Annotated in this window: 18 protein-coding genes; 3 read left to right on the plus strand and 15 right to left on the minus strand. The window is 66.5% G+C overall.

The window, feature by feature from the left end:
- Positions 1-83: 83 nt before the first annotated feature.
- From lysA to DB30_RS28000, 5 genes are all read right to left on the minus strand, one after another.
- Positions 84-1,352, minus strand: coding sequence for a diaminopimelate decarboxylase (lysA, locus tag DB30_RS27975; RefSeq protein ID WP_052554564.1), 1,269 nt, complete (start codon positions 1,350-1,352; stop codon positions 84-86).
- Positions 1,353-1,416: 64 nt separating this feature from the next.
- The gene (locus DB30_RS41725) at positions 1,417-2,523 is read right to left on the minus strand and encodes a hypothetical protein (RefSeq protein ID WP_052554565.1); all 1,107 of its coding nucleotides are present in this window, start codon (positions 2,521-2,523) and stop codon (positions 1,417-1,419) included.
- Positions 2,524-2,580: 57 nt separating this feature from the next.
- Positions 2,581-3,507, minus strand: coding sequence for a tetratricopeptide repeat protein (locus DB30_RS27990; RefSeq protein ID WP_052554568.1), 927 nt, complete (start codon positions 3,505-3,507; stop codon positions 2,581-2,583).
- Positions 3,504-4,148 (minus strand): RNA polymerase sigma factor, encoded by a 645-nt coding sequence (locus DB30_RS27995; RefSeq protein ID WP_146660936.1) that lies wholly within the window; start codon positions 4,146-4,148, stop codon positions 3,504-3,506. Before DB30_RS27995 ends, DB30_RS27990 begins: the two co-directional genes overlap by 4 nt.
- 40 nt (positions 4,149-4,188) lie before the next feature.
- Entirely contained in the window at positions 4,189-5,127 is a 939-nt protein-coding gene (locus tag DB30_RS28000; RefSeq protein WP_052554573.1) for a hypothetical protein, read from the minus strand.
- 117 nt (positions 5,128-5,244) lie between these two features.
- Here DB30_RS28000 and DB30_RS28005 point away from each other — a divergent pair, with 117 nt between their 5' ends.
- A complete protein-coding gene (locus DB30_RS28005) occupies positions 5,245-6,702 on the plus strand; it encodes a hypothetical protein (RefSeq protein WP_052554576.1) in 1,458 nt (485 codons plus the stop codon).
- Here the strand turns inward: DB30_RS28005 and DB30_RS28010 are convergent, their stop codons facing one another.
- From DB30_RS28010 to DB30_RS28040, 7 genes are all read right to left on the minus strand, one after another.
- Positions 6,703-10,911 (minus strand): pilus assembly protein, encoded by a 4,209-nt coding sequence (locus DB30_RS28010; RefSeq protein WP_052554578.1) that lies wholly within the window; start codon positions 10,909-10,911, stop codon positions 6,703-6,705.
- A 1-nt stretch (position 10,912) separates the two neighbouring features.
- The gene (locus DB30_RS28015) at positions 10,913-11,659 is read right to left on the minus strand and encodes a hypothetical protein (RefSeq protein ID WP_052554581.1); all 747 of its coding nucleotides are present in this window, start codon (positions 11,657-11,659) and stop codon (positions 10,913-10,915) included.
- A gap of 83 nt (positions 11,660-11,742) precedes the next feature.
- Positions 11,743-13,452 carry a PilW family protein gene (locus tag DB30_RS28020; protein ID WP_052554583.1) on the minus strand — a complete coding sequence of 570 codons (1,710 nt, stop codon included), beginning with the start codon at positions 13,450-13,452 and terminating at the stop codon, positions 11,743-11,745.
- An 18-nt stretch (positions 13,453-13,470) separates the two neighbouring features.
- Entirely contained in the window at positions 13,471-14,082 is a 612-nt protein-coding gene (locus DB30_RS28025; protein ID WP_146660938.1) for a prepilin-type N-terminal cleavage/methylation domain-containing protein, read from the minus strand.
- Positions 14,079-14,801: a pilus assembly FimT family protein gene (locus tag DB30_RS28030; RefSeq protein WP_146660940.1), complete on the minus strand. Its 723-nt coding sequence runs from the start codon at positions 14,799-14,801 to the stop codon at positions 14,079-14,081. Before DB30_RS28030 ends, DB30_RS28025 begins: the two co-directional genes overlap by 4 nt.
- A gap of 268 nt (positions 14,802-15,069) precedes the next feature.
- Positions 15,070-15,468 carry a thioredoxin gene (trxA, locus tag DB30_RS28035; protein ID WP_052554591.1) on the minus strand — a complete coding sequence of 133 codons (399 nt, stop codon included), beginning with the start codon at positions 15,466-15,468 and terminating at the stop codon, positions 15,070-15,072.
- A gap of 508 nt (positions 15,469-15,976) precedes the next feature.
- Positions 15,977-17,545 carry a c-type cytochrome gene (locus tag DB30_RS28040; protein ID WP_052554593.1) on the minus strand — a complete coding sequence of 523 codons (1,569 nt, stop codon included), beginning with the start codon at positions 17,543-17,545 and terminating at the stop codon, positions 15,977-15,979.
- A gap of 56 nt (positions 17,546-17,601) precedes the next feature.
- Here DB30_RS28040 and DB30_RS28045 point away from each other — a divergent pair, with 56 nt between their 5' ends.
- Together DB30_RS28045 and DB30_RS28050 are read left to right on the plus strand one after the other, a co-directional pair.
- A complete protein-coding gene (locus DB30_RS28045) occupies positions 17,602-19,263 on the plus strand; it encodes an acyl-CoA dehydrogenase family protein (RefSeq protein ID WP_052554596.1) in 1,662 nt (553 codons plus the stop codon).
- Positions 19,264-19,339: 76 nt separating this feature from the next.
- A complete protein-coding gene (locus DB30_RS28050; RefSeq protein ID WP_052554599.1) occupies positions 19,340-20,551 on the plus strand; it encodes a penicillin-insensitive murein endopeptidase in 1,212 nt (403 codons plus the stop codon).
- Positions 20,552-20,672: 121 nt separating this feature from the next.
- Here the strand turns inward: DB30_RS28050 and DB30_RS28055 are convergent, their stop codons facing one another.
- From DB30_RS28055 to DB30_RS28065, 3 genes are all read right to left on the minus strand, one after another.
- Positions 20,673-22,406, minus strand: coding sequence for a hypothetical protein (locus DB30_RS28055; protein ID WP_146660942.1), 1,734 nt, complete (start codon positions 22,404-22,406; stop codon positions 20,673-20,675).
- A gap of 414 nt (positions 22,407-22,820) precedes the next feature.
- Complete coding sequence (locus tag DB30_RS28060) at positions 22,821-23,966, minus strand: sulfotransferase (RefSeq protein ID WP_165703986.1); 1,146 nt, start codon at positions 23,964-23,966, stop codon at positions 22,821-22,823.
- A 233-nt stretch (positions 23,967-24,199) separates the two neighbouring features.
- The gene (locus tag DB30_RS28065; protein WP_146660945.1) at positions 24,200-25,399 is read right to left on the minus strand and encodes an acyl-CoA dehydrogenase family protein; all 1,200 of its coding nucleotides are present in this window, start codon (positions 25,397-25,399) and stop codon (positions 24,200-24,202) included.
- Positions 25,400-25,409: the final 10 nt, after the last annotated feature.

Genomic DNA, 25,409 nt, shown 5'->3' on the forward strand with positions numbered 1-25,409 from the left:
CCGACCGACAACGGCAGGAGCGGCCCCAGATGTGCCTGGCGTCGTGACTTCAAACTTCTTGACGCGCTATGAGAGACCTAGACCTAGAGGTCGAGTCGGAGCAGGTCATCCCAGGTCTCGCGACGGATGACCTCGCGGGCCTCGCCAGCTTTGACGAACACCACGCTGGGCCGCGGGACCTTGTTGTAGTTGGACCCCAGCGAGTAGCCGTAGGCGCCAGTGACCGGGGTCGCGATGATGTCGCCGACCGCGAGGTCGCTGGGCACCAGGCCGTCGCGGACCAACAGATCACCCGATTCGCAGTGTTTTCCAACCAGGCGAATCGTGCTTGGGCGATCCGCACTGGCGGCGCGCGGCAAGAAGGTCTCGTAGCCGCTGCCGTAGAGGACCGGACGCGGGTTGTCACTCATACCCCCGTCAACGGCCACGTAGGTGCGGACCCCGGGGATCGGCTTGATCGTGCCCACGCGGTACAGGGTCAAGGCCGAGGCCGCGACGATCGACCGGCCGGGCTCGGCGGTGATCCTTCCTGTGATGCCCTGGTCCGCGCAGGCCCGGCGGATCGCGGCGCCCCATTCCAGGATGTCGCTCGTCGACTCACCCTCGACATACGCGACCCCAAGGCCACCGCCGATGCACAGCTCCTCGAGGCCCAGCGGGTTGAAGATCGGCGCGAGCACCTCGATCACCTTCTCGAACGAGGACACATCGAACACCTGGCTACCAACGTGGGCGTGGAGCCCGAGCAGGCGCATCGCGGAGCTGGCCGTGGCCCGCTCGATCGCTGCTTTGGCGACGCCCGCTCCAACACCAAACCCAAATTTGGAGTCATGCTGGCCGGTCTGCACGAATTCGTGGGTGTGCGCGACAACCCCCGGGGTGATGCGCAGCAAGATCGCGGGCGCCGGCAGGCCCTCGGCGACCAGCGCCTCGATCCGATCGAGCTCGTCGAACGAGTCGACGACGATCCGGTGCACGCCTTCGCGCATCGCGTAGCGCAGCTCGGCCTCGCTCTTGTTGTTGCCATGAAACACCAGCGTCTTGGCCGGTACCCCAGCCGCGAGCGCGACGTGCATCTCGCCGCCCGAGGCCACGTCGATCTGCATGCCTTCTTCGTAGGCGAGCTTGGCGATCGCCCGGCACAAGAACGCCTTGCTGGCATACGCGACGCCATCGGGGAACGCCGCACGGGCCGCGCGGCAACGGGCGCGGATGTGGTCCTCGTCGTAGACGAACAGCGGGGTCCCAAACCGTTCGGCCAGCGCGACCGCGTCCAGACCTGCGATCTGCAGGCGGCCGTCTGGCGCGATCGTGGCGTTATCCGAGAGCAGGTGGGCTGGGAGCGCGCTCATTGCCGCGGACACTACCCAGGCCCCGAATCACCCGCAACCGGAGCGTGGGCATGCGATCGCCGCGTCACGCAGGGTCGATGCCGACGCAGCAGCCGGTCTGGCAAAACTCGCCCTCTTGGCAGTCATCGATGTTGAGGCAGGGCGCGACGCCTTCGGGGCACGAGGGCTCCTCGCAGCCCTCGGGCAGATCGTCGGGATCTTGGCCGAAGCACAGCTCGCACTCTTCGGGCTCGCAGGGGTTGTTGCAGTTGTCGAAGAAGGTGCACGAGTCGCACGCGTCGAGGTTGTCGAGCGAGCACTCGCCGCCGCCAAGGTATACGAACTGGCCGTCGACCTCACAGCAACCGAAGCAGTCACAGCCGTTGGGGACCAGCGGCGTGCAAAAATCCAGGCAGCTCTGCGGCATCTCCAGATCGCACATTGCGAAATTGGGATCGTACTCACAGCCAATGTCCGCGCCGGGGTTCTCTGGGTCGCACTTGAGGTTCCACTCGCAGTGGTCGTCGCCGCCACCCGAGTTCGAGTCGAAGTAGCAGTCACCCTTGCAGTCGTTGTTCTGGCCCGGGAGGTTGGTCTTGAAGGTCGACTCGTCGTCGTCGCAGGGCGAGATGCACTCTGGATCGGCGAGGTCGACCTTGCCGTCTTCGTCGTTGTCGATCGCGTCGCCGCACTCGTAGACCTTGTTGCCGCACATGATCACCTCGGCGTCCAGGTTCTCGAGCATGCAGGTGGCCGAGCAGCCGTCACCGTCGACGTTGTTGTTGTCGTCGCAGCCCTCTTCGGGGCCCTCGAAGCCGTCCCCGCAGATGTTGATCTTGCAGTCGGACAAGCAGGCGCCGGTGTCGCCGTTCTCGGGGCCTTCGTCGCACTCCTCGCCGTCGTCGAGCACACCGTCGCCACAGGTCGAGGGGTCGCCGTCGCCATCGCCCGGCTCGCCGTCGCCGTCGCCCGGCTCGCCGTCACCGTCGCCGTCGCCCGAGTCGCCGTCACCGTCGCCCGAGTTGCTGTTGCTGCCGCCGTCGCCGTCGCCGTCGCCGTCGCCGTCGCCGTCGCCGCTCGCGGTTCCGGTCTCGCTTCCGCTCGTCGCGCCCGCGCCCCGATCACCACCGCAGCCCGAGAGAGACAGCAAGAGCCCAGCGCTCAGGAGGAGGGGAAATCGAGCCGTGGTCATTGCTGGGTTGGACAGCGCCGCGGACCGAGATTCTAGGTCTGTTTTTCAATGAGGGGGTCAGCGCGGATCGAGGCCCCGACACGCACGGCCGGGACCCAGTCGCGCGAGCGCGGCGCGAACCTCACCGTCGACCGCCGAGCCGGGCCAGCGCTGTAGGTACAGCTCATACGCGCACCGGGCCTCGTCCTTGCGCGTGGAATTTCGCAGGAGCCGCGCCAGGTCCAACAGTCCGGTCCGGGTTTGGCTGGCCTTGGGGTAGGCCGCCACCAGCCTGCGCAGGACCGCCACTGCCTTGTCGGGTTTGCCCGCTGCGAGCAGCCGCTCGGCCTCGCGCGCGAGCTCGGTCGCCGAGGGGGCCTGAAGATCGACATGTTCGACGTTCAGCACGGTTCGCTGGCCGTCTTCGCCGATCCATGCGGCGACGCCGTTGTGCAGCTTCACCGCGGCGCTGCTCTGAACCACTTCGATCGTGGCGTTGCCCTCGGCGAGCTCGAGCTCGAGACCCGGTAGGCTGACCCGCAGCGCCTGACCGGGGGTCGCTTGGACCTCGAGCTCGTGCACGCCCTCGCCGAGCGCGAGCGACCACGGCCCGCGCACCTCGACTTGGGTGTTGGTGCGCAAGCTAACCGCGCTGTCGAGGTCGAGCGAAGCCGCCTGGTGTTCGGGCGCGTCGACGTTGGTGATCCCACCGGCCTGACCGGCCGCATGACCGGTGGCATGTCCAGCATGACCAGCATGACCCGCCGGGTCACGCGGGGGCGAAGCGTCGCGGGCGGACAGCATGGGCCACAACAAGCTCACGGTGATCAGTGAGGCCGCGAGCGCGATCGCGGCGCTCAGCGTGATCGTTCGCCGCGCTTGGGTGCGATCGCGGTGCCGCTCGAGGCCTGCCAACACCGCGTCGGCGGTCACGTGGGTCGGCGCGATCACCTGCTCGCGCGCGGCCTCGACGAAGCGCTGCAGCTCGGGTGGCGTCTCGTTCATGATCGGCGCCCTGGCGTGGGGAAGCCGGCGACGCCGAGCGCCTGACACAGCAGCTCTTCGGCGCGGCGGGTCCGATACGAGACCGTGCTGACCGGGACCTCGAGCGCCTCGCTGGCTTCGAGCAGCGACATGCCTTCGACGACGCGGGCGACGAAGGCCTCGCGCAGCTTGGGCGAGAGCTCGCCCAGCGCGGCGTAGAGCTGCTCGCGATGCTCACATGCCTCGAGCTGATCGTGCGGCGTGTTGGGGCTCTGCGCAGGGACCTGCGAGGCCCGGAGCTCGCGGCGGCGCCTGCGTTGCTCGCTGTCCCACCAGTTGCGAGCTTTGTTGACCACGATCCGGTACAGCCACGTGTGGAGCTGGCTGTCGCCGCGGAACTTGTCGAGGTTGGCGAACGCGGCGATGAAGACCTCTTGGACGAGATCGTCGACCGTCGCCGGATCCCCGGTCATGCGCTGAACCTGAGCGCAGACCCGGGTCTTGTGCAGCTCGAATAGCTGACGTTGCGCGGCGGGGTCGTGCCGGCGCGCGCGGGCGACCAAGCCCTGCATGTCCCGCTGCGGCAGCGCATGAACCGTCGCTCCGGCCGCGGCTCCGGTCGCGGCGGCGGGTTGTTCGTCAGCGGCGTGGGGGTTGGCCACGGCCACCAGTGTAGACCGGCGCACAGACTGCAGACCGAACCTAGCGAGGTAATTCCGACTTCTTGCGGATCACGAGGCCGATCTCCAGGACCAGCAGCCAACGAAGGTGCCCCCAGCGAAGCGCGTCCTGGGTGCCGCTCGCGCGCAGTGCAGGGAATGTAGTCTCGACTCCCGTTCGGACACCCACCATCACATGCGCGAGGCGAAGCTGCGCGAGCACGGACAGCTCGCCGCCGCCCGCCCACGCCGTGGCCGTTCGGACTTGTTTCGCGTGGGTCCACTTGACCGCCGGCATCGCCAGGCCGCCCAGCCACAGTCGCCCGTCCCCGACGGGCGTCCCTGCAGCGAGACCGAGCCCGGCGCCGAGCTGATGGACGCGGACCTCGCCCGCCCAGCCGTGAGCCCAACGCACGCGCAGGCGGGGTTGAAGATGTTCGTTGAGCAGCCACGCACCTGCGCCAAGTCCGACGCCGAGCTCGGGCGCCAGATCTCGCGGAGGTCCCAGCCCGACGTGTCCCTCGAGGGCGATGAAGCCAGAGCGAGGTGTGGGTGGCTGGCGATCTGGCGCCGTCGCAACACTCGGCTGGGTCGCTTCGCGTGGCTCGGCCGCTTCGCGTGGCTCGGGGTCGTCGGCGGCCGCTTCGATGATCAGCGTCAGGATCGACGCGAGCTCGCGGCTGCGATCGGCGTCCGTCTGTCCGCTCAGCTCGACGGTGCGGTGGTCCGGCTTGGGGCTGCCCGCGGACACCAAGGTCAGCTCGTAGCGCCTGCTGCCGCCGGGCTCGACCGGCTCGACTGGCTCGACCGCATCCACTTGGATCGTCCACTGATCGAGCGCATCGCCGACCCGCGCACGCAGACCAAGCTGCAGCGCGACCGGATCGAGCCCGTCGGCGGCGAATTCGTGGACCGCGGTGTCAGCCGGCGCGAACGCCAGCATTCCCGTGAGCACGAGCGAGTGAAGCAGAGGCCCGAGCAACGCTCGGCAGTCGTGCCACGACGCTCGAAAAAACTCCAGACATCGCAGCGCGCTGGGCTATGGCAGGCACCTTGGAATTGCGTGGTTTGGCCCTGTCGAAGCGCCGTGAAGTCAACGATGAGCGCTGTTCTCCTGCACGGGCTGCTCGCGGCTGCGTGTGTCACTGTCGGCTGTACGCGAGACCTCGAGGTTGGCGGCGAGCTTGGCGACGCGTGCACGCCCAGCGACGAGCAGCCGTGCGCGGCGGGCTTGGTGTGCGAACCCAGGAACGGCGGCGAAGATCCCTTCGTCTGCGCTGGACCGGTCGAGCTGCGGGGCATGGTCATCGACGCCCTCGACGAGACCCCGATCGCGGGCGCGCGGATCCTCGCCCTCGACGACACCGGCGCGCCGATCAGTGACGTGGCGATCTCCGACGCAGCAGGCAACTACGCCCTGCCGATCTCGATCGCACGCGACGCCGACGGCAACCCTGCGACCGCGCTCACGCTCACGCTCTCGGGCAGCGCAAAGGACTACAAGATCTATCCAAGCGGACTGCAGCCCGCGTTCCCCGTGAGCACCGCCGCCGTCATGCCGGTCGAGGACGACCCCGACGACGACACCGATGATCATCTACAGGTGATCGAGAACGCATCCACGACCGTGGGCCTGCTGCCGCTCGACGACGCCGACCAGGGCGGGTTCACCGTCATGGGTCGCGTGGCGGGTGAAGGCGATGACACTGGCGGGACCTTGGTCGTGGCCGAGGGCGGGCGCAACGTCTACACCGTCGCGGACCGCAGCGGCGCGTTCACCCTGTTCAACGTGGAGGCCGGCAGCACGACTGTCCGCGGCTATCGTGGCGGGCTGCAGCTCGTGCCCGAGTCGCTCGAGGTCAACGCCGATGTCTCGGGTGTCGTGCTCGAGCTCGCTGGCGACGCCCTCGCGAGCGTGAGCGGGAGCGTCAACATCGTCAATGCTCCGGGCGGCAGCGAGACCTCTGTGGTCTTGATCCCCACCGCGCTGTTCAACCCCGTGTTCGAGTTTGGCCCGGTCCCCTTCGGCCTGCGCGCGCCGGAGCCCGGCGTCGCGCCCAACGTCAGCTCGGCGTGGACGATCGCCGAGGTCCCCGAGGGCAGCTACTACGTGATCGCCTCGCTCGAGAACGATCTGTTGGTCCGCGATCCCGACACCAGCATCGCTGGCACCGAGATCCTTCAGATCACCGTCGCCGCTGGCGAAGACTTGGAGTTGCAGGACAGCTTCAAGGTCACCGAAGCGCTCGGGGTGGTCAGCCCCGGACGCGACGGACCCGAAGAGGTCAGCGGCACGCCCGTGTTCGTGTTTGACGATGACAGCAGCGAAGACCGCTACGAAGTCGTCGTTCACGACGCGCTCGGAAACGAGATCTGGCGCGACGATCAGGTCCCCGGCGTGTCGGGCAGCTCGACGGTCAGCGTCGACTACGGCGGCCCCGCCTTGACCCCCGGAATGTACTACCGCTTCGTGGCGACCTCGTGGAAGGACGGCAACCCGGCCCCCAGCGCGCTGTCGCGAACCGAGGACCTTCGCGGCGTGTTCGTCTCTCGCTAGCTAAATAATGGTTTCGAGGGGGGAGAAGCCCTCGAGCTCGGCCCAGCCGGTCTGGACCGAGATCGCGCCACCGATCGGCGGTGCGTCAACGTTTGGATCGCAAGGCGAGGTCTTGGGCGCCCTGAGCACCGCGCCGCAGTTGTCACCCTCGCAGATCGCCTGCTCGACGATCGGCGCGGTCAGGTTGCCGGAGGTCCCAAACCCGTCGTTGAAGTCCTCAGGCAGCTGGTAGCCGCCCATGAAGTCAAACGGACTGCCGCCGGCAACGACCAGGCGGAAGCTGATCTCGTAGGTGGCGCCGGGATCCGCGACCCACTCGCCAGCCTCTTCGTCGAACCAGCGCGAGTCACAGCTGCCCGAGCCCGGCTCGTAGATCGTGTAGCTGATGTAGTAGACCTCGGCGTCGAGCTGTTGCGTGCCGTTGGCGAGCCCGGTCACGCGCACCATGGGCGCGCGAATTGGCCGAGCCGCCTTCGAGAAGTTGCGCGTCTCGTCTTCCGTGTCGCCGTTGGGGAACACGATTGTTCGGGTGCGCTCGATCTGGTTGAGCGGCATCCGCATGAAGTGGGCGTGGGCCCCGGGCGCGGTGGCTGGCGCGTTCGCGGGGATGTCAAACCCACCGTGTTGATCAACGCGGTGATCGTCGGCGATCAAGTACAGGCTGCTGTGGAAGTCGTTGGCGTCATCGCCACCGTCGATCTTGTTGTCGTTGGGGCTGCCGCTGACGAGCGCGAGCAGGAACTGATCGCGGTCGCCGATCGGCAGGATCGTGCCGGGGTTGTTGATCTCGTCGATGCGGTTGTTGGCCACGACGGCTGGCGAGAAGGTGAACACGTCGCCCTTGCTGCCGCCAACGCCGATCGGGTTGATCGCGCACGAGAACTCGCCCAGGCCCTGGCACGCGGGGAACCGGAATCCTTCGGTTGCGAGCGAGAAGCCCTGGGGGTTGAGCGGCCAGACCGCGCCGCCGCTGTCGGCCGCGTGGGCGAATTGCGTCACGTTGGAGACGTCGGTGGCGAGGTCCCAGCGATACAAGCGGCCAGCAGGATCCGCCCAATATGCCTCTTGCATCTCGCCCCAGTAGCGCGAGAGGCAGTGCGAGCCCACGGCGATGTCCGCGATCGCGGCGTAGTCGTCGGCGACGTCGTATGTGGTGTTGGCGGCCGGGACGCCCATGAATGCCTTCTTGGTCACGGTCTCACCTGTGATGGCGTCGACCACCCAGACCGTGCGCCCGCGCTCGGCGGCGCCTTGGCCCTCGCGGTAGCCGCTGCCAAACACCAGGTAGGCGACGGGCTCGACCGACATCTCGTGATTGGGCGAGGCGTAGGTCAGGGCCGGTCGCGCCCAGGTCTCGCCAAGGGTGTTGGCGAAGTCGACCGCGTTGTCGGTTGTGCTGGTGGTCCACACGACCTCGATGGGGTCATCGGTCTCGAGCCGACCCATGTGCGAGACGTCGAGGGTGAGGATCTTCGAGCCGCCGGGCCCAAGCCCAAACACCGCGAGGTGCCGCCACTTGCTGGCCTGCTCGTCCCACGCCCAACCGTTGTTGACGGTCGACGCCACGCCGAACACATGCTCGCTGATCTGCTCTGATTGACCGTAGCTCGCCGGGCCGACGACCGAGAGCTTGCGCGCGTTGTTGATCAGCGCGAGCGGCACGAAGCCAAACAGCTCATTTCCGCTGTCATAGTGAACACCGTGAAGGATGCCGAAGTCGTCACCAAAGAGGACCGCCTCGGTGTAGTCGTAGTGATCGTCAAGGCCGCCGCCCGAGGTGACCTCCCACGCTTGCGCGGAGAATGCCTCGAGCGTGGCGGGGACGTCGTCACCAACTGCGTTGCGGCGGCCGGCGCAGTGCGGGTCGCGAATTCCAACGCTGGGTCGGAAGTCGGCGTTGGCTTGCGGGATCCGGCGAATCAGGATGGGCGCCGAGTTTGGCAAGCCCGACAACTTCCAGTTGTTGGGCATGTTGCGACCGAGCAGCCACTCGGTCATTGCGACGATCTGCGCGGTCTTCTCGTCGCCGTTGTTGGACAGCGGCGGATCGATGCGACCTTGCGCGTTCAGCTGCTCGACCAAGGCGACGAACGGCCCCGACGGTGAGCCGTCTGGATCGGCGACCCGAAAGACGTTGTTGTTGAAGTCGTGGGTGTAGATCCGGCGATCGTTCCAATTGGTCTGCTGCAGACACTCACCGGCGTCCCAGACCCGACTGATCGGGCACGGGCCAAAGCTCTCGAGCTCGGCGGTCTCGACGGGGACGTCCGCCGCGTTCGCGCAGTAGTCCGCGAGCTGACCTGGATTGTTGGGGTCTTCGTCGTTGCAGGCCCCACGCGCGACGTGGCCAACCCACGCGGGCGTCTCTGTCCAGGTGCTGATCGAGGTCTGCACCGCCGCTTGCGCCGACTCGGGGTTGTTGGGATCGGCCAGCTGAAAGTCGTTGGCCAGCGTGGGCGAGCCGCCAGGGACCTCGATCTCCAGCGACTTCGAGATGATCTGCGTGAGCGTGGCTTCGAGGTCGTCTTGGTTCTCGCTCAGCCACGCGCAGCCATTTGCCGGATCGTCTGGGTTGGCGCAGGTGTCCCAGTGGGCGAAGTCGTTGCCGCCCGAGCAGGGCGTGGGGATGGAGTCGCCGCCCGCGGCCGCACACGCGATCTCGTGCACGCGCTCGTGGTTGATGGGGTTGGAGTAGACCTCTTCGGTGAACGCGACCATGTAGGTCTTGACCCCCAACAGCCGCCGAATGCTGCGAAGGCGCTCGTACAGCTTGGCGCCGCCCTGCTTGTTCCACGGATCCGGGACGCCGTCAGACACGATGATCATCGTGACCGGGCGACACATCGCGTCTTCTTCAGATACGCGCATGAACGCCAGATACGAGGCGATCGTGTCGTGGCCAAACGGCTTGTTGGTCATCGGCAGCGCGGGCTTGGGGCCTGTGATGTTGTCGTTCTGGTCGAGGTGGACCAGGTACTCCATCACGCCCATCGCCACCGCCATGGGCGTGCCGCCGGTCACGTCTGCGCCGCCAGCGTAGCTCTTGGCGGTGATGCCATCGAACATCACCCACGCGTCGGCGAGCGAGCGCGGGCCCTTGTCTTCCGAGGCGATGTTGGGGTCATCGATGACGGCCTTGGAGTAGAACGGCGCGTAGAGGCTGGCGCCGACCCATTGATCCCGGCGGGCGATGCCAAGCCGGTGGACCTGATCGGTCTCGGTCTTGCACACGGCGTTGTCGGTGCACTCCTGGTGCGCCATGTTGTCCTCGCTGAGGCCATCATAGAACGAGTAGCCAGGGTTGCCGTCAACGTAGGGCCAGTAGTAAAAGTCCTTGTCGCAGATGTTGGCTTTCTTTTGCGCGGCGTTGTTGCCACTAAAGTCGCCGTGGGTGTTGAGGACGATCGCCTCTTTAATGGGGTCGCTACAATCGAGGTTGGCGCGGCGGCCAACGAAGCGCGGGAACCACTGGACCCGGCGGCTGTAGTTGGCCGCGCTCTCGTAGGCCGCGACGTTTGACTGCGCGAGGTAGAGCGGCATGTCCGGCAGCGGCTCGACGCTGTTGTTGGGCATAGCGAACCCGCCAAGCTCGTCGTGGCGCAGGTAGGGGAATGGCCGGTTGTCGCCGCACAGCAGCCAGATGCCCTGGGTGCCGAACGCGTTGCGGTTGGGCTTCCATTGGTTCGAGTAGGGCTGGTTGACGTTCTTGACCCACGTGAACCGGTACTCTTGGTTCTTGACCAGCGGCCCGGCGTTCACCCGCGCGACGCACGGGTCGGGGACCTGGGCCTTGTTGCTGCCGTCAGGTGGCAGCGCGGTGCCGAAGGTCATGAGCCCGAACTCTGCCTTGCTCTTGTTGGCTTGCGCGAGCTTGGTGATGACCTCGCGCGCGGCGTTGACCCGACTCTGCAAGACGCCGGCGTCGTCGTCTTCGCAGTTGTGCCACCAGCACTTGGTGTTGGGGTAGATCGACAGCGGATTGTAGGTCACGTCCATCGCCATCGAGCCCGAGTTGTCGAGCACGAACAGGATTCGGGGCGAGACGGTGCCGTAGCTCGCGCCGGTGACAATATAAAAAGGATCGAGGCGCGCCTGGGCCTGCTGCGCGTGGCTGAGCATGCCGACCAGCAGCAAGGCCGCGCCGGCCAGCTTCAGACCCCAAGTGAGTAGAGCACTGCGCTGTGATAGCTGGTCGTGTTGCTTGCGCATGTCAATTCTCCTCGTAGCCCAGAAAGTTCTCAACGCAGACGTCCGCCATGACGTTGTCGTTGTTGTGCCCGCCGCCGTAGCCAACATCAGGAGAGCTCATGGACCAGGCCTGCTGCTGATTGCCGGGAGCCAACACCAGCTCTTGCTCAATTGCGATTGTGGTGTTGCGAACGGTGGCCACACCGGTGACGACAACGCGACCATCGGTGTCGCTGGTCCAGGTCCCGGCGCCGGTGTCGATGGCGTCCGCCGCGTTGTTGCGGATCCAAACGCTCACGCGGGCCTCGGAGTCGGCGCCCTCGAGCAGGTCACGCAGCGGCACCTGCACCCAATTGATCGCCACGCCCTCTGCGTTGGGCAAGAACGCGATCGCGCCTTGCCGCATGCACGGACGCCCGGCGCAGTCGGACTTGCCGGTGACCCAGCGGTTCTTTTGCCCGGTGCCGGGGACCTGGTTGTTGCCGTTGCCGCCGGGTATGCAGTCTTCGTAGAGTGACGCGCACACCGACTGGTCGCCGGGGTTGTTGTAGCCAGTCAGCGCCTGGTTGATGACGACCTGCGCGCTGCCGGCGTTGTTGATCTCTTGGCGAAGCTGGGCGGCGGCGAGCTCGATTGATGCTTGCGCGGCCATTAACGCGCGCTCACGGGCGACGACCGCGTTGGCCTGCGAGACCTCGCGGTTGGATGTGCGCACAACCAATACAGCGACCGTCATCAGCGACACGGTCAGCAGCATCACGCTGACCATGGTCGCTCCAAGCTGATGGCAAAGCCGGTCTGAGAGGCTCTTTTGGGAGTCCCTGGTGTGCAGCATATTTATTTTAGTGCCTCTTACTTGAGCGCAGGATCGCGCCAATGCGTGTTGCGAACGCGAAATCGCTCGGTCAATGTGCGGTATTCGCGACTGCCGACCACCGAGTCCATGGTTGGGCGGTCTTCGATGGCGACCAATTCGTTGTAGAACGCGTCCGTGACCGCGTCTGCGCCACCTGCCATTGTATCAGGCTTAGCGAGCAGCGTGACCCGAACAACTTGAGGGCTCATGCGAAACCCAGGGGCGGACTGGCTCTCGAAGCCGGGGCCACCAGCGGCCCATTCGGCGGCGTTTCGCTCCGCAGTGCCCCAGGAAACGCAGTCTGGCCCCCACGCCTCGGCGCTCGCGTTTCCGAGCCATTCGTCGTTGCCGCGATCTCCATCCTCTGCGCGATCGTCGATCTTGCGATTCGCCGCATTAGCGAGCGGCCCCGACGCCGGGCCCTGTTCTTCGAAGCCGACGTCGGGTGGGGGGACCAAATTGGCGATGACCGGCTGGCTGTCTGGCGCCCAGCCGTCGCAACCCACAGCGACCTGCATGTCCTCGATCATGGGCCCAATCGCGACGCGAGGCGGCTGGACGTTGTCGGACGGGAGGTACAGCCGGGGCATCCGACACGCGCCGCCGGTACAGCCTGGATAGTCGTTGATCACGCCAACGGTTGGGTCGCCCTCGCGCCAGCCAAGGATGTCCGAGCGGACCAGCATGGGGCGCGTCTCGACGGTGTAGTCGATCTCGTAGCGAGACCAGCGCGCGCGCCCAAGCGGGATCAGGTCGAGGCGATCGAAGTTCTCTGGATCCCAGTCGGCGCCAAACGGCGAGCCGTTCTTGTTGCCCACCGAGCCTGGGTCGGCGTCGTCGGGGGTGGCCAACCCGCCGAGCCCAAGCAGCACCTCGAGGTTGGTGTTGAACGGCGAGTCGCTCGAGATCGGTAGCTCCCAGCTGGTCGACCCAGCGCCGCCGGCCTCGACTTCGCCAGTGATCTGGACCAACGCGCACTGCGATTGAGTCTCCGAGACGTAGGCCTGGGTGCCGCTGACGGGCACAACCAGCACGAACGACCCTGGCGCGAACATCTGGCGGACCGCAGCCAATTGCAAGCCGTCGCCGTTGTCGAGCAGGTTGCTGCTCTCGAAGGTGAGCACCGCATCCGAGGCGGTCGAGCCTGGCAATGCTTGAATTTGAAACAGGCCCGACCCAGCCGCGAGGTTGAGCTCGCCGCGAAAGATGTCGATGCTGTCGGCCGCGCTGCTTGGCGACGCCGAGGTCACCTCGAGGCCAGCCATGTCGTTGGCGCCAACGTCGGGGCCGCTGCGCCAGTGGGCCTGCACGCCGTCTCGCAAGACCCAATAGGGCTCGGTCGTGATCTCGTCGGTGTAGACATCGGCGATGTTGTCACCCGAGGCGCCACCGGGATTGATCAGCTTGTTGTGGACCGGGGACCAGATTCGGACCTCGCTACATTGGCGGCCAAAGCCGAGCCCCGCCATGCGAATGTCGGTGCCGAGCGAATACATGGATCCTTCGAGCGCCTGCTGCAGCACGATCTGCCGGCGCTGAAGGCTGGCGGTGTCCTTTTGGATGCTCGCAAACGCGAACACACCCATGAGCACGATTGACGACACCAAGATCGCAACCATGAGCTCGATGAGGGTGAAGCCGCGCTGGGCCTGGCGCCCACGGGTGGGGAACAGAGCCCGGTTTTGCAGTGTTTTTGTCACGCTCATGATGGCCTCGAAGACAGCTCAGATAGGGTTGCGGGCGTCGTTGACACGCACCGTTCGCAGCTGGACGCCGCGGACCCAGGGTAGGTAATTGGGCGAGGCAGGATCGAGGTTGTCGGGGATGAGATCATCAACGTCGATGTTGGCGGGCGGCGGGTAGGCGGGGTTCGTGTATTCGATCCACAAGACCGTGACCTCGAGCTGAACAGCGTCGGGGTTGCCGACCCCATTCGTGGGCCAGCGATTGATCGCGCGCCCAACCCAATAGAAGTCCGTGCGGGCGCCGGGGCCACGCTCACCGGTTGCGTTGGGCACCGCGCCAAAGTCTCGTAGTTGCCAGGTGTCGAGGTCGACGTCGTCGTAGGGGAGGGCGGGGTTTTGCCCGCCCGCAAAGTCGTATTCGATTAGCTCGTCGAAGCTGGTTGCGAGCAGCTCGGCCATGACCTCTTGGGCGAGGCGCTCACCCTCGCGGGTCTCCATCGAGGCGCGCTGGGCTTCGATCCCGCGGCTCTCCATGGCCACGAGCCCAACGACGGCGACAATGAAGACGATCAGCGCGACCATGACCTCGGCCATGGTGAAGCCGGCTTGTCGATCGCGGCGCTTACGATTGCGATTGCAATGAGTCATCATGGCGCTGGAATCTCGTCGAACTTGCGGATCAGCCCGCCGGGGAACATCTCGATGATGGAGTAATAGACCTGGGGAGAGCTCGCGTCTTGGACCACCAAGGTCATGCCCGTGTCGGGCAGCGGGTCGTTCTCGAGGGCGAAGCTGCCGTCGGGCTGAAACAGGATGCTCTTGGGCAGGTCGGTGCCGCACGCGACCGGGAGCACGCCCGCGTTGCCCTCGCTCGGCGCCGAGATGCCGGGCTCCATTCCGGTGATGCACGCTTGGTCGGCGATCAGGCCGCCGTCAACGCGGTCGCGATAGTTGCCCCACATCAGCGTGCCCGTGCCGGCGACGGTTGGGTCGGGCGGGGGATCGTCGGGGTCGATCCAGAACACCTCGAGGCGATCTTGCGACACCTCCACGCGGACGATCGTCTGGTCGTCGATCGCGCGGTTGCGCGCTTGGATCATCGTGCCGACCAGGTCATCGGTGAAGCGCAGGTAGGCGCCTTCCCATTGGTTGTTGCGCAGGCCGACGAAGGCCAGGGTTGCGACGATCGTGATCACCGCGAGCACGATCATCAGCTCGGTCAGGGTAAAACCGGCTTGGTGGCCGGGATTACAACGTTTTCGGGCATCTGCTATGAAAGGTTTGCGTAAGCTACGCAAACCTTTCAACGACAGATGCCCGCCCGAGTCGCCCCGCGGAGCTTGCGCTTGCTTGTAAGTGCCTGGAACCATGTTGAGATCTCGGAAGTTGGAGACCGCCAAGGCGAGCTACCGAGGCTGGATGTGCAATGCACGTACCCGTTCTGAGTGGCGCGCATCCACGCGCATCCATGGTCGCGGGTGTGTGCAGTGGGATCACACCGGCGGTGTCGCCCGAGCTGAAAACAGCTCGAGCCCAGGAGCCTGCCTTCATGGCAAACTCGCTGGGCTCGAGCGCCCTCGTGCGGGCGGGCGGGTTGGTTGACCGATCTAAAGCTCGGGACTGGCGAGCGATCAGCGATCAGTGGTCGTGGTTGCAGTCGGGGCCGTGCTCGTGGCTGGCCTCGTGCTCGGCGATCTGCTTGCGGACGTCGTCCATGTCGAGCCCGCGGATCTCACCGATCAACCGCTCGAACGCTGGAGGCGGCAGGGCGCCAGCTTGGCTGAACACCAGGATGTTGTCGCGGAACGCCATCAACGTGGGGATCGACTGGATCTGAAACGCCGACGCGAGCTCGCGCTGGGACTCGGTGTCGATCTTGCCGAAGGTGATGTCTTCGTGCTTGGCCGCGGCCGCCTCGAAGGTCGGCGCGAACTGTCGGCACGGGCCACACCAGCTCGCCCAGAAATCGACGAACACGATGCCGTCGCCGTCGATGGTCTGTTGAAAGTTCTCCTTGGTCAGCTCGATGAGGCTCATGACTTGCTCCGTGGGCTCCGCAGATGACTTACGGGGGCCCCGGGGCGGAGTTACCCGGCGCGTGGCTCGGGCACAAGTACCTAGAGCGCCGATCAGTTTGGAGTCGCGTCGTCAGGTGCGTCTGGGGCCGTTCCTGCCTAGGAGGGAGGCCGAAGCTGTATCCGGCATACTGCGAGCGCCGACCGACAACGGCAGGAGCGGCCCCAGATGTGCCTGGCGTCGTGAATTCAAACTGATTGGCGCTCTAGGCCCGAATCAAGCGCTGCGCGCTCGACTCGGGCCTACTATGTCTTCAAGGGGGCTTTCGAAAGCCCCTCGCTTCGGCGGCGGAGCCCCCTTCGCTCACCCCAAACGCTCGCCTGTCGGCTCGTACTAGCCCCAAATCATTCACCTTTTCCAATTCAGCGCTTGATTTGGGTCTAGGAGCCCGCGGACGCCGGAGAGCGCAACTTTAGAGCTGCGCGGCCGCTCAGGTCCGTGGGAGCGCCGTTCGGCAGACGCGCCGAGCTCAGATCGTCTTGAGGTACTCGAGCACCGCGCTGCGTTCGCTGTCGCTGAACGCGTCGCCAAAGCTGTGGCCGGTGTTGCGATGGCCCGGCTTGGTCGTGTCGTAGATGTACTTGCGCTCGCTGATCGGCGCGTCGTCTTGCGAGGTCTGGCTGGGCGTCCAGGGCCAGCCAAGCGCGTCCCAGTCAAAGTTGCCGCTGTCGTAGTCGGTGCGCCGCCAGTAGGTTGGGCGCTTGGCGCTGTCGAGCACCAGCTCGATCGTTGGCACCGAGCCGTTGTGGAAGAACGGCGCCGAAGCCCAGATCCCGTCGAGCGGCGGGGCGACGTAGCCAACGAAGGGCGACTTGGTCTCGAGCTCCGTCACGGTCCCGAAGTACGAGTCCTCGAACCAGTCTTCGAGGTAGTTGAGCTGGTTGGCCGCGTAGGTGGCCATGATGGGATCGGTGCCAATCCACTCCAGCGGCACGAGCAAATTGGGATAGGTCTCGGCCTCGGGATCCTGGGCGTAGGTCCCGTGGCAGCCAGCGCAGTGACACTCGAACAGCTCGGCGCCCTCGGCCGCGAGCGCGGCGTTGACCGGCCGCGGGTAGGTGGGTGGCTCGACCGTCTCGAGCCAGGCTTGCACGTCGATGAACTGCTCCATGATCACGGAAGCCTCGGCGGCGGTGTCGGTGCACAGCGAAGACGCGAGCATCATGGTTCCGCGGTGGTCGCCGCGCGACATGCCGTTGGCGAAGTGCGAGGCTTTCTTCTTGGCCCGCCACCACGGCGGTGGATCAGCCGGGACCATGAAGTTGGGCGGCAGCTCGATCGATGCCTCGTCTTGCCACGCCAGCGTGAACGGGTTGCGATGCGAGACCAACACGACCGCGTACATGATCGCCGGGTTGGTCCCCACGCTCAGCATCGTCGAGGGCGGCCCCACCACTTGGTAGCGCTCGAGGAACTTGTTGAACGCCGCACCCGCGTCGTTCAGCGGCGGGAGCACGGGCGCGAGCTGCATCAGCGTGCCGAGGTCGGTGGTGAAGTCGGCGTCGGCGCGGCCAAGGCCCAAGATCAGCTCACCGTCAAACTCGCTCGCGTGGCAGCCAAAGCAGTTGGGGACGACCAGCTCCGAGCCGTCGCCTAGCTCGACGACGTTCCACCCGACAGGGACCTGGGCGTTCTTGCCAGGTCGCCAGGCCAGCTTTGGGCCGCTGGTGAACGAGCCCATGAACGGCGAGAGAAACCCGAACAGCTCCCACGGCACGCCACACGACACGTAGGCTTGCTCGAGCAGGACATCCAACCCGGCTTGCGGATCACCGGGCAGGCTGGGCTGGCGGGGGATCGCGTAGCCAGCATCCCAGGGGCCGGGCAGCTCGTGACACGCGAGCGGCTCGCCGGTCTCGCTGGTCTCGCTGGTCTCTGCGCTGCCCGAGTCCGACTCGGTCTCGGCGGCCTCGGTGGTTCCGGCTTCCGACTCCGAGCCACCGCGGGTCTCGCTCGCGCCCAGGCTTGGGTCGGTCGCGCCACAGGCAAGCCCGAGACCGGCCAAGCTGACGATGAGTACGAGCGAACTCCGATCCATGCCCCACGATCGGCCTTCTCCAACTGATCTTCAAGTTTGTTTGGTATAGCGATCCAATGGCCCACCTGCGTCCGTTGACGGAGCTCCCCACGCACAGCGTCTCCAACCAGCCGCCCGCGTTCGAGGGCGTGAATTGGTGGTCGAGCGACGCGGCGCTGCGCGAGGCGACCGTGCGCGAAGGAGGCGGCTGGGCGCAGGCGCAGCTCGAGGCGTTCGGAGAGCGGGTGGGCTCGGCACAGGTCATCGCGTGGGGCTTCGAGGCCAACCGCAACCGGCCAGAGCTGCTGACCTTCGATCGTTATGGCCAGCGCATCGATGAGGTCCGCTACCACCCCAGCTACCACGCGTTGATGACCCTCGCGATCGAGGCCGGCGTCCACAGCGTCGCGTGGACGAGCGAGCGCGGCGGCCATGTGGCGCACGCGGCCTATGAGTTCCTCATGACCCAGGCCGAGCCGGGGGTGTGCTGTCCGCTGTCCATGACCTACGCGGTGGTGCCCGCGCTGCGCCACCAGAGCGACTTGGCCGACGCGTGGGTGCCCAAGCTCACCGCGCGACACTACGATCCGCGGGCGTGTCCGGCCGACACCAAGCTGGGCGTGACGATGGGCATGGCGATGACCGAGAAGCAGGGCGGCTCGGACGTGCGCGCCAACACCACGAAGGCCCACGCGCTTGCAGCCGGCGGGCCGGGAGCCGAGTACGAGCTCGTTGGCCACAAGTGGTTTTGCTCGGCGCCGATGTCCGACGCGTTCTTGACCTTGGCGCAGGCGCCCGGCGGGCTCAGCTGCTTCTTGGTCCCGCGCTGGCGGCCCGACGGGACCCGTAATCGCTTCTTCATTCAGCGGCTCAAGGACAAGCTGGGCGATCACGCCAACGCGTCGAGCGAGATCGAGTACGCGGGGACCTGGGCGCAGATGCTGGGCGAGGAAGGCCGCGGCGTCCCCACGATCATCGAGATGGTCCAGCACACGCGGCTGGACTGCGTGGTCTCGCCAGCGGCGATGATGCGGCAGGCGGTCGCCAACGCGTGCTGGCACGCTGCGCACCGGGGCGCGTTTGGCAAGCTGTTGATCGATCAACCACTGATGCGGGCGGTGCTCGCCGACTTGGTGCTCGAGAGCGAGGCCGCGACCGCGCTCGCAATGCGCGTGGCTCGGAGCTTTGACGACGCCGCGGGCGACGACCCCGAGCCGGCCCGCCTGTTCTCGCGCTTGGCGACACCGGTTGCCAAGTACTGGCTCAACAAGCGCACCCCCGAGCTGGTCTATGAGGCCATGGAGTGTCACGGGGGCGCGGGCTTCATCGAGGAGGGGGTGATGGCGCGGGTGTTCCGTCAGTCTCCGCTCAGCAGCATCTGGGAGGGCTCGGGCAACGTGATCTGTCTGGATGTGCTGCGCGCGATCGGCCGCGAGCCGGCCTGCGTTGAAGCGCTGATGAACGAGCTGCGCGCGGGCGCGGGCGGGGATCGGCGCTTGGATCAGTTTGTAGCGGGGATCGCAGATCGGCTGACCAAGCCGATCGAGCAGCGCGACGCGCGAGCGGTGTGTGAATCGCTGGGGTTGGCACTGCAAGGCTCGCTGTTGGTCCGTCATGCGCCCTCGTTCGTCGCAGACGCGTTCTGTGCGGGGCGCTTGGCGAGCGAAGGGCGCTGCTATGGCACGCTCCCGGTCGGGGTGGACGTCGACGCGTTAATCGAGCGAGCGCGCCCACACTGACGGCTGTGATCTATCTGCCAAGCCAAACAGCCTTGGGTTGATCGCGGTTGTGCTGCTACCGTGATGGCTGCTCAGCATGTCGATGTTTGTGATCGTGTTTGCGTGGGTGCTGGGGGTCGAGCCGCCCGCGACGCTGCAACTACCCGAGGGCGCGGATCCCAACGAGTACGTGCAGGCGACCTGGCTGCCGGCGATCGCGGCCAAGCCGATCGAGGTCCCGGCGTGGCAGCGCTACTGGCGAGGCGAACAGACCCAGCTGCTCGAGCACCCTCGCTGGATCCGCCACACAACCGGCCCGCGCGAGACCAAGGCCTGGCTCGCGGCCCGCTACGGATTTGACGCGAGCATGCTGCGGGGATGGAACGAGAAGACCCTCGCGCGGGGCGGTCGCTTCATTCGTGAGGGGGTCGAGCTGCGGCTCAAGGCGATCCGGCTCCCACCTCCGCGCGAGGCGATAGCGTATGTCGCGGAGACCGGCGACACCTGGGAGAGCGTGGCCGTTGACCATCGCGTCGACGTTCACGACCTCAAGTTCTATAACGACGCCGCCAGCGAAGACAGCCTGGACATGCTCGCGCCTGGGCGGGCGCTGACGGTGTGGGTTGATCCGGCGCTGCCGTGGACGGTCAACCGATTCCCCGGGTTGGAGATCGACCCCGCGTGGCTCGACATTCCCCAAGGCGCGCTCAGCTCGGGCCACCCCAACCGCGGGCGCATCAAAGGCGAGCCGTGTCAGCTACCGGACATTCCCGAGCTCTACACGCGCCGCTTTGATCGGATCGCCCACGGCAGCAGCCACGCGATTGAGCTGATCGTCACGGCGTTTGCGAACTTCAGGCACGACAGCGGCTACAAAGGGGAGATCCTCGTTGGGTCGATCAGCCGCCCGCGCGGGCGTCGGTTTCCGCCGCACCGCTCGCATCAATCCGGGCGCGACGTCGATATTCGCCTGCCGCTGTTGCCGTGGTTCGAGACCATGGTGGGGCCGCCGCCAGAGCAGGTTGACTGGCGCGCAACCTGGGGCCTGATCGACGCGTTCTTGGCGACCGGCGAGGTGTCCATGATCTTCTTGGATCACAAGCTGCAGCGGCACCTGTACTACGCGGCGATGTCGATGGGTGTGAGCGCAGAGGAGCTGGACGAGGTCATCACCTGGCCGCTGCGGCAGGGCGCGAAGGGCAAGAAGATCATTCGCCACTCGTCTGGGCACGATGGGCACATTCACGTGCGGATGAAGTGTGGCGCGGACGAGCCGGAGTGTCGCACCCGCAAGCCGCGACCGCGCTGAGCAGCCGAGGGCGACCTCGGGCGCCGCAATGCGATTCGCCGTCGATCTGGCGATCGACGGCGAGTCGCCCCTTCCGCGGAAGAGGCGCGGAAGGGGCGTGGCTTGGGTAGCGCGGCTCAGATCAGAAATCGACCTGCTCGAAGATTTGAACGGGCCCGAAAAAATAGCCCCCGTTGAAGTTCCCCACGGAATCCCCGGCGGCCGAGCCATTGATCTCGCCCAGGCCGATGGCGTTGGGGCCGGCCCACGTGTCGTCCATCAGCGTTCCAATCGAGAGGGCGTCCGTGCGCGCGTTGATCAACGACGCATGATCCTGGTGCCAGTAGAGCGCGATTTTGTCGTCAACCGTGTCGATCTCGATGAGGAAGCTGTACGTCGTGCCCGGCAACATGGACACGGGCCCGGAACCGTAGAGGTAGGGGATGCCCCCGCTGGCGCCGTGAAGCATGAGGAGCTCTCCGTTGATGAGGGTCAGGTTGATTCCGTTGGTGCTGCCGCCGATCTCGACCAGCGTCCTTGCGCCACCGTCCGCTGGCCCCGTCCAAGTTATCCTGCCAGTGATCACGGCGGAGGATGACATCGTGGTCGAAGACAGGCTGTTGCTCGTGCTCTGGCTCAGCTCGACGACGTTCGTCGCGGTCGCCTGCGCAAGGGCGTACGGGTAGATGTCCTCGGCGCAGAACTTGACGCGGCCATCGGAGCTGCCCGAGCTGGCACACATACCGCTCTCGCCACCAGCGGCGAGCGAGTAGACGTTCAGGTTGCCGTCTGCGTCGACGTAGTGCGTGCCGCTCCAGCGGAACGAGGGCTGGCGCATCCCTCGGCACTCGGTCACACACTCGGCGCTCGACTGGCCCCACGAGCCGAGGTTGACCGAGTGCGTGGTCGAGCCGGCGATGCTGAACGTACCGGAGTTTGGATTGTTCGGGACCGTCACCGCGGTGGCCTGGACATAGTTGTCGTTGCCCGAGCTGGTATAGCAGTTGCTGTCTGAGCTGTTCTTGTAGCAGAGGCGATAGACGTCGTCCTCGGAGTCGGTGACGAAGAAGCAGTTGGCGCCGCCGCCACCCACGTCGTCCATCTCGGCATGGTACGAGAACGCGGTGGGATCCAGCGAGCCCGCGCCCGAGGGAAACAGCTCGCTCTCCTCCGCGACCCAGACTTCGAAGTTGGACGACTCGCCGATCGCCAACCAGTACCAGCCATTGCGATGAAGAATGTAGACCTGGTTGATCTTGCCGCCGTCGTTGCGCTGCAGGCGGGTGTTGCCGGTGGTGACCTCGGAGGGATCGCCCGAGTTGTCCTTGTGGTGATAGAGGACGCGCACGTCCTTGGAGTCCTCGGCGGCCACGAACAGGTAGCCCGCCTCGTAGCTGGAGTCGCTGCCGTAGTCGGGCAACCACTCGAGCTGCGCGACGTGGTCTTCGCCGCTCACGTTGCTGTTTTTCTCGTGGGCGATGTCGCCGCCGTCGGCCTCGATGGTGCCGTTCCATTCCAGCTGCGACGAGCTGACCTTGTTACGGCGCAGCTCATGGTCCTCATAGGCGCCGTCGCCATCCGAGCGGGCGTACCAGACGCGGGACGTGTTGTCGGAGAACGGGCCGGTGTAGATCATCGTCTGCACGTGGTTCCCCGCGTCGTACTCCTTGACGGTGTTGAGGTCCGCGCCGTTCTGGCAAGCGAGGTTGGCGAGCGCCTCGTCAATGGGCTTGCTGAGCGCCCGCTGGTCGCGGCCCGGGTAGGGCCCCTGCATGGCGCGAAACTCGACGACCGGCGCGTCCTCGTCTAGCAGCGCAGCGCCGTCGATGTCGACTTCAGAGGCGCAGGCCCCGAGCCCGACGAGGGACGTTGCCATGATCACAGGCAGGCAGAGGCAACGAAGCTCGAGGACGCGGGACACATGGGGGGATGAGGTGTTCATTGGATGTTCCGTTCGGATCGATAGGTGGGACGGCAGCGGCGTGTAGACCGTGGCCACGTTCGAGCTCGTGGGATTGCCAGAACCGTGCCGGCCCCCAAGGGATCGATACGGCATCGAACGCGACCGTAGTGGCCGTCGACAGCATCGTCGGGATCGTTGCCGACCATCGAAGACAGTCGACGACGGTCGGACCGAAGCCGCTTGCACGAGCAGATCGGCCGGGCGTGCGCTGCCGTGGACAGTCGACCGACGCGACCAAATTCCTACCCGCGCTGGGGATGATCGAGCGCGCGCTCGATCAGCCGCAGCAGCACCGAGCGCATTGAGGTTTGAGCTTGGCGGAGGGGTTCAGCTCGGGCGGGAGCTCTCGCCCGAGCTGAACCTGTCAGGTCGCGGCAGCGGAGCGTCGGCGCGCGGCTTGGGCCGTGGTGCGAGCGAGCGTTGGCCCGCGAGCCAGCACCCCGCTTCGCTCAGCGAGCTGTCCGAGATACCCAGCTGCATCCGCGCGCCGAGGCTGCGGACAGTCGCGATTGGATCGGCGTAGAGCTGGGCGTGGGTGATGTCGATGAAGCGGGTGCTGGACGAGCTTGCCCGGGCCCGCTCGCCAGCGGCCAGCCCCGCGTCGACGATCGTCGCGCAGTAGTCGAGCAGCTCGGACGCCGAGCGCGGGTGCTTGGCGTCGACCTGCATCAGCGTCCAGCACGAGCGGCTCAGCGTCTGCAAGGCGTGGTCGCGCTCGCAGTGGATCTGGATCACCCACGCGTTGGGGTACACGGCGAGCAGGGGCTCGAGCTGCCACAGGTGCCAGATGTCCTCGAGGACCATGCGTGGGCCGGCGTGATCATCGTGGCGGTGGCGATGGGCGAGGGCCCGCAAGTGTCGCTTGTGGTCGCGGTAGGCCGGCTCGAGATCCGCGTGGAGCATGAAGTCCACGTAGCTGGGCATGAACCAGTGGCAGGCGTGGATCAGCGAGCTGAAATTGTTGCGAAACAGCCAACTGCAGGCGTCAGGGGAGGTCGCCGACAGCGGGTGCAGCTGGCGAAGCTCGGGGGCGGCCTCGTAGAGTTGATCGAGCAGGGCGTTGGTCGTGGTGATCTGTCGATCGATCCAGCGCTCGTCGATGCGGGGCGGGGCGACGGGTCGCTGCAGCTCCCACAGCCGCGGGGCCCACAGCCCGGGCGTGCGCGCGAGCAAGTTGTGCAGCAAGTTGGTGCTGGCTCGCGGCATGCCGGTGATGAAGATCGGCGCGTCGATCTCTATCTGCGCCAGCCCGGGTGTGTCGCGCTCGAAGTTGGCGAGCGCGGCCCGTTGGCCGAGCGTCGTCATGATCCGCGCCCCGGCCCGCCAGCTCCCGACCTGGCTGAGCTTCGCCTCATCGCGCATGCCAGCGATGAGCGCCCGGAAGGCCGGCAAGAACGCGGCCTCGAGCGGCTCGGGCACACTCAGATGCGCCGCGGCGGCGCCCAGCAAGCGCTGCTCGTCGAACCCAATCATCGTCGGGGGCATGTAGCACGAATCCAGCGAAGCGCCCCTTGCCAATAATTGCGAATGCCCGCCCGCCCAAGGGTGTGGAATTGATGGCACCCGATCGCATCCGGTCGGGCGTCGGCGATCCTCGCCAACCTTCAGGCCAGGGTCACAAAACTGCGCTTGCCATGCGTGGCCGCAGGCAATTCACTGGTTTCCGCACGGAAGTGACCGCGCCGCCATGCGATCCGGGAGGGCGGTCAGAGCATCGCGCGGGCGATGACCAATTTCTGGATCTCCGAGGTCCCCTCGTAGATTCGCAGCGCTCGAACTTCGCGATACAGACGCTCGGGGACCTCACCCACCACGACGCCGCGCCCGCCGAAATTCTGGATACATCGATCGACGGCGCGCTGGGCCAATTCGGTGGCCAGCAGCTTGCCCATTGCCGGTTGGTCGGGCGTGGCGTCGCCGCGATCCCGAGCCGCGGCCGCCCGATAGACCATGAGCTGGGCGGCGACGTGCTCGGCCGCCAAGTCGGCCATCGCGAAGCGCAGACCCTGCTGCTTGGCCAGCGGACGCCCGAATTGCACGCGGGTGCACAAGTGTTCGACGGACGCCTCGAGCGCCCGATCCGTGATGCCAAGCGCGGCCGCGCCCACCGTGGCTCGGAACTGATCGAGGTTGCCCAACGCGATGCGCAGCCCCTCGCCGGGCTCGCCAAGCCTGTGCTCACGAGGGACCCGGACGCCGTCAAAACGCACGGTGCCGATCGGGTGCGGCGCGGTGACTTTCATCGGCTCGACGCTGAGTCCCGGGGCGTCGCCCGCCAGCCAAAACGCACCAAAGCGGGGCTTGCCTTCAGCGTTGGTCTCGGCTTCGCGGGCGAACACGACGTAGCTGTTGGCGACGCCGGCGTTCGAGATGAAGGTCTTGTGTCCGCGCAACAGCACGGCGCCGTCGGGTTGCGGCTCGGCGAGGGTCTGCATGCCCGAGACATCCGAGCCCGCGCCCGGCTCGGTCAACGCGAACGCACAGATCTTGGTGCCGGCCGCGACCTCGGGCAGCAGCGCGCGCTGCAGCTCGGGCTGACCGGCGAGCACGACCGGGAACGAGCCCAGGCCCTGCATCACGAACGCGGTGTCGAGCGCCCCGCTCTCGCGGGCCAGCCACTGGCGAGCGAGGCAGATCGCGGTCGCGGACACCTGCTCGTGCTCGCCCCCAAATTCCGCCGGGACCACGAGCTTGGTCAGGCCCGCGGCGGCGAGCCGGCGCACGTACTCGCGGGTCGCCGCGTGCTCGTTGGACTCGTCGATGTTGGCCTGGCGCAGCTCGGCGCAGAAGGCCTCGAGCCGGTCCTCGAGCTGGGTCCACGCTGGCGCGGAGTTGGGGAGCCCGTGGATCGTGGCGAGGTCTCGCTCGAGGATGCGCTTGCTGACGAACGCTGCGGGAGGGGCCATGCGGCGCAGT

The sequence above is a fragment of the Enhygromyxa salina genome (assembly GCF_000737335.2).
GTDB classification, from domain to species: Bacteria; Myxococcota_A; Polyangia; order Nannocystales; family Nannocystaceae; genus Plesiocystis; species Plesiocystis salina_C.